The sequence below is a fragment of the Actinoallomurus acaciae genome, from assembly GCF_042429965.1.
GTDB classification, from domain to species: domain Bacteria; phylum Actinomycetota; class Actinomycetes; order Streptosporangiales; family Streptosporangiaceae; genus Actinoallomurus; species Actinoallomurus acaciae.
The window spans coordinates 1-3710 of the sequence record NZ_JBHLZP010000681.1; the positions used below are offsets into that span (position 1 = coordinate 1).

3 protein-coding genes are annotated in these 3710 nt (G+C 70.1%); all 3 read left to right on the forward strand.

The genetic code is table 11. The features are described from left to right. Positions 1 to 437 (forward strand): aldehyde dehydrogenase family protein (locus ACFFNX_RS44860; protein WP_378212377.1); only part of this gene is annotated, 437 nt, incomplete at its 5' end. Positions 438 to 466: 29 nt separating this feature from the next. Next, positions 467 to 2008, forward strand: coding sequence for an amino acid permease (locus tag ACFFNX_RS44865; protein WP_378212378.1), 1542 nt, complete (start codon positions 467 to 469; stop codon positions 2006 to 2008). Next, a complete protein-coding gene (gene betA / locus ACFFNX_RS44870; protein ID WP_378212380.1) occupies positions 2005 to 3645 on the forward strand; it encodes a choline dehydrogenase in 1641 nt (546 codons plus the stop codon). The genes ACFFNX_RS44865 and betA overlap by 4 nt, the downstream gene beginning before the upstream one ends. Positions 3646 to 3710: the final 65 nt, after the last annotated feature.

Below are 3710 nucleotides of genomic sequence, written 5' to 3' on the forward strand. Positions count from 1 at the left end.
GATGGCTGCTCGCCGGCGTCGCGCGCCCGGCGGACCAGGCGCTCCGCGGCGGGTTCTTCCTCCGCCCCACCGTGCTCGGCGGCTGCACCCGTGAGATGGCGGTCGTCCGTGAGGAGGTGTTCGGGCCGGTGGTGACCGTCGAGCGGTTCGGCACCGAGGAGGAGGCGGTACGGCTCGCCAACGACACCGGCTACGGCCTGGCCGGAGCGGTCTGGACGGCCGACGCCGGACGGGCGGAGCGGGTGGCCGCGAGGCTGCGGCACGGCACCGTCTGGATCAACGACTTCCACCCCTACCTCCCGCAGGCGGAGTGGGGCGGCTTCGGCACATCGGGGATCGGCCGTGAACTCGGCCCTTCAGGCCTTGAGGAGTACCAGGAGAAGAAGCACATCTACCACAACACCGCCCCCCAGCCGATGCGCTGGTTCGCCGGCTGAGGGACGTCGATCTAACAAAGGAGCCGGCCATGGCCGTCCATGGCGAATCACTCCCCGTCGACCATCGCGACGACACCGACAGCGCCGACCTCGCCGGGTTCGGCTACGGACAGCAGCTGGAACGTTCCCTCGGATCGTTCTCCAGCTTCGCCTCCGGGTTCAGCTACATCTCGATCATGACCGGGGTGTTCCAGCTCTTCTTCTTCGGCTTCGGGTCGGGCGGCCCGGCGTTCATCTGGACCTGGCCGCTGGTCTTCCTGGGACAGCTCGCGGTGGCGTTCTGCTTCGCCGAGATGGCCGGCCAGTACCCGCTCGCCGGATCGGTCTACCAGTGGTCCAAGCAGATCGCGCGGCCGGTGACCTCGTGGTTCGCCGGCTGGATCATGATCGTCGGAGCGGTGGTCACCGCCGCCGCGGTGGCCGTGGCGTACCAGATCATCCTGCCGCAGGTCTGGTCGGGCTTCCAGATCGTCGGCGGCGCCGCGGACATCGGCGCGACCTCGACGCCGGGCGGCGCGAAGAACGCCATCGTGCTCGCCCTGGGCCTCGTCGTCTTCACCACGATCATCAACATCGTCGGCGTACGGGTGATGGCCAAGATCAACAACTTCGGCGTCGCGGTCGAGCTCGGCGGCATCATCCTGCTGATCGTCGCGCTCGCGGTGCACATCAGGCGCGGCCCGGAGGTGGTGCTGCGGACCAGCGGCGCGGGCGCGGGCCATTCGGCCGGGTATCTCGGCGCGTTCCTGGTGGCCTCGCTGATGAGCGCGTACGTCTTCTACGGCTTCGACACCGCGGGGTCGCTGGCCGAGGAGACCATGGAGCCGCGGCGGCACGCGCCTCGCGCGATCATCCGCGCCATCACCGCGGCCTTCATCGTCGGGGGCCTGCTGATGCTCGTCGGCATGATGGCCGTGGGCGACATCCACGCCAAGGAGCTCAGCGTCTCCGGCATGCCCTACCTGCTGAAGTCCACCCTGGGCAACACGCTCGGCGACGTCTTCCTCATCTGCTCGGGCATCGCGATCACGGTCTGCTGCCTGGCCGTGCAGACCGCCGCCATTCGCATGATCTTCGCGATGGCACGCGACGGGCGGCTGCCCTTCGGCGCGTCCTTCTCGCGGGTCTCGCCACGCTCGAAGACGCCGGTCGTGCCCGCGCTGATCACCGGCGTGTTCACCATCGTCGTGCTGCTGATCAACATCGGCAACCAGCGGGCGTTCTTCGTGCTCACCTCGACCGCGATCATCCTGTTCTACGTCCCGTACCTGATGGTGACCGGGCCGATGCTGCTCCGGCGGCTGCGCGGCGCGTGGCCGGGCCCCGACCACGGGCCGTACTTCCGGATGGGCCGGTTCGGCCTCGTCGTCAACGCCTTCGCCGTCCTGTACGGCATCGCCATGGTCGTCAACCTGTTCTGGCCGCGCGGCGCGGTCTACGGCACCGACCACTGGTACTACCAGTGGGGCGCGCTGCTGACCAGCGTGTTGATCGTCGTCGTGGGCGGCGTGATGCTGGCGGTACGCCGCCGGGCGTGGACGGCCTCGGACGACGCCGAGGTGGTGTCATGAGCCGCGAGCGGTACGACTACGTCATCGTCGGGGGAGGGTCGGCCGGCAGCGCGCTGGCCAACCGGCTGTCGGCGGACGCCGGGAACACCGTCCTGGTGCTGGAGGCCGGCCGCCCGGACTACCGCTGGGACGTCTTCATCCACATGCCGGCCGCGCTGACCTTCCCCATCGGCAGCCGGTTCTACGACTGGGGTTACGAGTCCGAACCCGAGCCGAACATGCACGGCCGGCGGATCCACCATGCCCGGGGGAAGGTCCTCGGCGGCTCCAGCAGCATCAACGGGATGATCTTCCAGCACGGTAACCCGATGGACTACGAGCGGTGGGCCGCCGACGAGGGCATGGAGGCCTGGGACTTCGCCCACTGCCTGCCCTACTTCAAGCGCATGGAGAACTGCCTGGCCGGCGACGAGGAGTGGCACGGCCACGAGGGTCCGCTGGTGCTGGAGCGCGGTCCGGCGGCGGGCCCGCTGTTCGAGGCGTTCTTCGCCGCCGCCGAGCAGGCCGGCTACCCGCGTACGGACGACGTCAACGGCTACCGGCAGGAGGGCTTCGCGCCGTTCGACCGCAACGTCCACCGGGGCCGGCGGCTGTCGGCCGCCCGCGCCTACCTGCACCCGGTGACGAACCGCGCCAACCTCACCGTACGGACCCGCGCGCACGTCACGAAGATCCTCTTCGAGGGCGACCGCGCGGTGGGCGTCCGGTACGGGCGCGGCCGCGAGGCGTACGGCGGGGAGATCATCCTGTGCGGCGGCTCCATCAACACGCCGCAGCTGCTCCAGCTCTCCGGCGTCGGCGACGCCGGAGAGCTCGGTGCCCTGGGCGTCGACGTGGTGGCCGATCTGCCCGGCGTCGGCGAGAACCTCCAGGACCACCTCGAGGTCTACGTCCAGTACGCCTGCAAGCGGCCGGTCTCGGTGCAGCCCGCGCTGGCGAAGTGGCGGCGGCCGCTCATCGGCGCGCAGTGGCTGTTCCTGCGCTCCGGGCCCGGTGCGACCAACCACTTCGAGGGCGGCGGCTTCGTACGGAGCAACGACGAGGTGGCGTACCCGAACCTGATGTTCCACTTCCTGCCGGTCGCGATCCGCTACGACGGCTCGGTGCCGGCCGGCGGGCACGGGTACCAGGTCCACGTCGGCCCGATGTACGCCGACACACGCGGCTCGGTGAAGATCCGCTCCACCGACCCGAGGGACCATCCGGCGCTGCGCTTCAACTACCTGTCCACGAAGAACGACCGGCGCGAGTGGGTGGAGGCGATCCAGGTCGCGCGCGACATCTTGAACCAGCCGGCGCTGGATGAGTTCAACGGCGGCGAGATCTCACCCGGGCCGGGGGTACGGAGCGACGAGGAGATCCTCGACTGGGTCGCACGGGACGCCGAGACCGCCCTGCACCCCTCGTGCACGGCCAGGATGGGCACCCACCCGATGTCCGTGGTCGACCCGGGCAGCATGCGGGTACACGGCCTGAACGGACTGCGGGTGGTGGACGCGTCGGTCATGCCGTACATCACCAACGGCAACATCTACGCACCGGTGATGATGGTGGCGGAGAAGGCCGCCGACCTGATCCTGGGCAACCCGCCACTGGAGCCGGACGACGCGGAGTTCTACCGCGCGGCGCGCGGCTGAGCGGCGACCGCACCACGCGCCGCGCGCGCTCGGCGCGTCCATGGCGGCGTGGCGGGCCGAGTTCC

Coding starts and splice junctions, on each gene's coding strand:
- ACFFNX_RS44865 (WP_378212378.1), top strand. CDS start 467: ATGGCCGTCCATGGCGAATCACTCCCCGTCGACCATCGCGACGACACC.
- betA (WP_378212380.1), top strand. CDS start 2,005: ATGAGCCGCGAGCGGTACGACTACGTCATCGTCGGGGGAGGGTCGGCC.